The sequence below is a fragment of the Halococcus thailandensis JCM 13552 genome (assembly GCF_000336715.1).
Taxonomy (GTDB): Archaea; Halobacteriota; Halobacteria; order Halobacteriales; family Halococcaceae; genus Halococcus; species Halococcus thailandensis.
On sequence record NZ_AOMF01000196.1, the window covers coordinates 1 to 5098 of the forward strand.

Below are 5098 nucleotides of genomic sequence, written 5' to 3' on the forward strand. Positions count from 1 at the left end.
GCCCGGAAAGCACGATTAGCGGCTGTTCGTCCTGCTCTTCCCTGAGAGCTACGATTTCTCCTTGGCTGTTCCGCTAAACAGATACCGCGCCGCGAAGTCACCGACTATTATCCGCGCACTGATCAAAGCACTCTTCGATCGGGTTCATGGTGACGAATCGTTCACACATCACCAGCTGGTCAGGGCTGCCGGTCGATTGTCGGAAAATCAGACCGCACCCGCAACCAGTAACGAAGCCACCGAAGAAGTGTTTGACAATATCCTTGAGGATTCATCAGACGGAATTAAAAACGCTCTCACAGGTGTGTTAACACGTCTAGACAAAATCGCGCTCGACGACAGGCTCAGTCGGATGCTCAGTTATTCACCGGATGATCGTGATGACGCGTTTGATTTCAGGCAATATTTTGATGAAGACGCCGTCATCATCATCGACACCGGAGCAGTACGTGACAAATCTCAGTCCGCGATGACGCTCGTGATTTTGTCAATGTTGTGGAGAGCACTCAAACGACGCAAACGTGAGAGCAAACTAAACACCGAGCAGCCGCTCGTTAACATCTATCTCGACGAAGCGTCGACGGTTGCGACCTCCGACATGCTCGGCAAGATGTTGGCCGAAGGACGTGAATTTGGCTGTGCACTGATACTTTTGACTCAATATCCAGAACAGTTTGAATCCGATGAGACAGAAAAGGACGTTGCGAAGGAAGTGTACAATAATATCGGATCTATTATAACTAGCAGCGTTGAGAATGACAAACGACTGGCCGAACGGCTCGCAACCGACGAGGAGAGTCCACAGGAAATCGCTAATCGACTGGGGGCCCTCAATGACGGCGAGTGGCTGCTGAAACTCCGATCACCGTACGAAAATCGGGATCCGGAGATGTTTATCGGCCGCTCGCAGTCACTGCCACCCGGTCATCCGGATGGTGATCGACAGGCGACGGAAGCGGAACTGCAGACATATGAAAACGGGTATCCAGCAACAATCGACCGTGCCGGTGAGGACGCCGTGAGCCTCGACGAGCCACACCCTGCCGAGAGCATCCAAGACGGCGAAGAACTCCAGCGCGTCGACAGTGCGCTGGGTCTCACGCAACGGCTGCCCGACTGTGTTGAATACGATGAAGATCGGCATGCGATTAAATGTGAGAGCTGTCAGAGCCATCACGACCCAAATATTGATGGCATGAGGCGTGCAATCAACTGCTGTCACGACCTCGACGCAGTCGATCGCGATGACGTGCCGGTCTGTGAGATCAATCTCAAACTCACGGCCGAGGAACGCGCCGCCGCAGCACTAACTGACCGCCAGCTGTGTTTCCTTCAGGTGGTTCATGATGCGCAGCAAGGACATCACGATCCGCTCGAGTTCGATCTTATTCGTGATAGTATGATGCGGCTGAAAGAATATGTTGACATCGACAATGAGGCGGTCAAAGAGCTCACTAATAGTGATCTCATGAACCGAGACACCCAACCCCATCTTCTGTATTCGGTGACCGCCGACGGCCGCAATGTGATCAACGAGACTCATCGTGCGGGGCTCGATCACGGCGATGGCGTGGGTGATCTGACCGAATCGAGCCAGCATATCTTCGCCGTCGAGGTCGCACGCCGATATCTCGAAGCGGCGTACGTCGACAACGACGAATCGGCGGTCGTCGAGGCACGACCGTACTATGGCGTCGATGACGGGCATCGTCTCGATCTCGTCGGGCTCGATGCCGACGGCGAGATCGCCGTCGCCGTCGAGGTCGAACGCAGCAATCCGGACAGAAGGTCGGCCGCCCCAGCCGACTTCGACAAAATTGCCGCTACCGGCTGTGAGGACGCCATCTGGGTCGCGATGAGTCGAAGGAAGGGTCACGAAATCCTCGCCGCACTCAACGATCCCGACGACGGCGACCCACGTGTCGAAAATACCTACAGCGACGGGACACCACTCAGTGAGGTCACGATCGAGACTGAAGGTCTAACCGACATCTATCCTGTCAAGCATCTCCGCAACACTCTCGATCTCGAAAAATAGAATCGCCACATTCGTCTGGCTTGGCTGCGGCTTCGATCGACCGCCGTCAAGAGACACGGTCGATCAGTTTCTCACCGATCGCGAACCCGTCGCCGACCCCCAATATCTCACCCCTTTCTGTGGCGAAGTCAGTGAAAACGAGGGGTGTGCCTCTCCGAGACCATGTCCATATTTCTTCCAACAAAATCTCAAGAATGAAAACAGATCCGATTGCCGCTGGAAAGATTTATTCGTCAGATGCTCGATGCGCCAAACAGACGTGGCCCTCGCCTCTCGACGCCAACTGATGCCAGCCCAGAGTGGCCCACTCGATGACTACGAACATCTACTGCTAGCATGAGCTCAGACCCGCCGTCCAACCGTGACCGCGATCGAGACGCCAGCACGACTGCCACGCGCGAGCGTGTCGTCCTCCTGGCCGAGCACGACCCGATCACTGTCCTCGAAACCCTCCCGCGAACCGTCTTCCCCGTCTCGGCTCGTATCGAACTCGGGCGAACCGTCGGTGACGACAAACCCTACAGTGACCACGACCGCGGTACGCTGCCGGTCGAACCCCGCCGTCCCGAACCGGTCCCATATATCCCCGAGACAACCGTCTATTTCACCAACCCGGCCGAGCGCGCACCGGCTGATCGAACCGCGTGGACCCCACAGGAGTGTGCGGACGAACTCGCCCACCTGCTTGATCATTTCGAGGCCGCCACCAACACCGATCCCGAACGGTTGCGACTCCGCGGGTTGTGTCTCGCCGAACTCCCAGCGCAGTATCTCACGATGGATGACGGCCACCATGTCGCCTCGCCGATGCTCTACGAGGAAAACGGGCCGATCACCCTCACGTACTTCCGACACGACCTCTCGCTCGCCGCGCACGACGTTCGCGAAGAGCTCGATGACGCGCTGCCTGGTCGAACGCGGTCGCCGCTCCAACTCGTCCGTCTCGACGAACTCACCGCGAAACCGGCCCGCCACGGCGAGGGAACGACCGGAAAGGCAAGCCGGTGTCGGTACTACACCGAAGCGGAAGCCGAAGCAGCCAACGATTTGAGCCGGACACCCGCTGTTTGGCAACTCGAACGGACGATGACCGCCCACGGGAGCGCCCGCCCGCTCGATACGATCCTCACCCAACTCGATGACTTCTGCCCGGCTGTCGCCGACTCCCCGTTGACCAAGGACGTCACGTTCTCCGGCGAGACGGGAACCCAAGAGCGCTTTTATGCCGATGACATACTCGCCGAATAACACCACACCGTCCGATCGGCGAGCTCACTACCCGCAATCATGAATGCGACACCACCAACCGGCGAGACGGCGTCCGAATCCAACACAGACACTGACGATGAGGATGCAGCCACGACTCCCCCACATGAACTCGTTGACGGCGATACACCACTCGTCGTCCATCCGCGGGGCGGAGCCCGTGAGGTCGGCCGGAGCTGCTATCAGGTCGAAACCGCCGACGGGACCTATCTCGTCGACTGCGGGCTGAATCAGGGTAGTGGCGGGCAGTTCCCCGATTTCCGTGGGCTTGGCACCGAAGCGATCGATGCGGTGTTTCTCACGCATGCTCATATCGATCATATCGGTGCGCTGCCGGTTCTCGAACACCGCAACCTCCTCAGCCGTGACGCGACCGTCATCTGTACGCAAGCCACCGCCGCCATCGCCCACCTCCTCCTCCATGATTCCCTGAAAATCCACCTCGAAGAAACCAAAAAGCCCGGACGCGAACGCCAATTCGAGCGGACCGACGTCGAGGAGGTTCTCGCACGATTTGATCCGATCACTGGCTACGACACCGGATCGGTCACCGATCACGTCGCTACCGACGATACGCTGACGTACCGATTCGGGGATGCAGGCCACCTCCTTGGGAGCGCGTGGCTCAGCCTCGAAGCCGGCGGGCGACGAGTCGTGTTTTCGGGCGATCTCGGCGGACGGTCGGCCCATCTCCACGACATCGAGACCCCACCGAGTGCGGATACGCTGATTCTCGAGTCCACATACGGCGATCGGGATACCCATCCCTCGTTTCAGGATGCCCGTACGGACCTGTACAACGAGTCGATCAACGCGATCCGGCAAGGGATTCCGGTCCTTATTCCCACCTTTGCCGTCGGACGGGCACAGGAGATCCTCCAGATCTTCCGTGAGCGCTGGCGGTCGCTTGATGAAGATACCCGTGCGGAGTTCCAGCTCATCTACGATGGGTTGGCGACACAGGCAACTGACCGCTATCACGCCTTCGCCGGCCCGGAGTATATCAACGAATCGGTGATGAACTACATGCAAAACGCCGCCGACTTCGAACCGTTCGTTCCCGACGTTGCCCAACGGCCCGCAAACAGCGACGAGCGTGAGCGGCTCCTGAACATGGAGACACCGCCGATCATCGTCGCACCGTCGGGAATGCTCACCGGCGGCCTCTCGCCTGCATACCTCCACGACCTCCTCACTCACTACGACGAGATGCGGCTCATTTTCACCGGCTATCAGGCCGACGGAACGCTCGGACGGGAGATTCAGGGAGCGAACGAGACCGCCCACATTAGCATCGAGACACGACCAATCAGACCGCCAGCGAGAGATGACGATGCAGAACCAGACCAGCAACCCGGCGAGCGCGACGGGTTCTCGATCTTCGAGCACACACTGCCAACGAACTGGGTGCATTCGATCAGCGGGATGAGCGGCCACGCGGCACGGAACGATCTGCTCCAGTTTGCCCGACACGTCGACCCGACGCATGTCGCGTTCGTCCACGGCGAACCCTCAGTCCAGCGTGAAATGCTCTCACATTTCGAATCGAATCTCGATGCTGATGTGATCACGCGTGCCGCTCTCAGAACGTCGATGCCAGTCTACCCACCGGAAAGCGACCTTGTCGCGTATCAAATCGACTCCGAGGCGGCCTCCTCGACTGTCACCGTTCGAGAGAAAACGGAGCTCGACGAGTACGGTGACGATCACTGGTTATCGCTTAAGCCCAGAATGAGCGGTGAGTGCGGAAGCTGGTTTGCTGAGTGCTGTGGGATTTCTCAGAAGTAGAGCACG

The 5098-nt window shown here is 58.4% G+C and carries 3 protein-coding genes; all 3 read left to right on the plus strand.

What is annotated here, in order from left to right; genetic code table 11:
- Positions 1-61: 61 nt before the first annotated feature.
- Positions 62-2038: a type IV secretion system DNA-binding domain-containing protein gene (locus tag C451_RS20160; RefSeq protein ID WP_241431276.1), complete on the plus strand. Its 1977-nt coding sequence runs from the start codon at positions 62-64 to the stop codon at positions 2036-2038.
- 336 nt (positions 2039-2374) lie between these two features.
- The gene (locus C451_RS20165; protein WP_007743674.1) at positions 2375-3286 is read left to right on the plus strand and encodes a hypothetical protein; all 912 of its coding nucleotides are present in this window, start codon (positions 2375-2377) and stop codon (positions 3284-3286) included.
- Positions 3287-3325: 39 nt separating this feature from the next.
- Complete coding sequence (locus tag C451_RS20170) at positions 3326-5092, plus strand: MBL fold metallo-hydrolase (RefSeq protein WP_007743675.1); 1767 nt, start codon at positions 3326-3328, stop codon at positions 5090-5092.
- The last annotated feature ends 6 nt before the right edge of the window (positions 5093-5098 follow it).

Bases quoted from the DNA above. Each gene is read 5' to 3' on its own strand.
- C451_RS20170 (WP_007743675.1), top strand. From the start codon at position 3,326: ATGAATGCGACACCACCAACCGGCGAGACGGCGTCCGAATCCAACACA.
- C451_RS20165 (WP_007743674.1), top strand. From the start codon at position 2,375: ATGAGCTCAGACCCGCCGTCCAACCGTGACCGCGATCGAGACGCCAGC.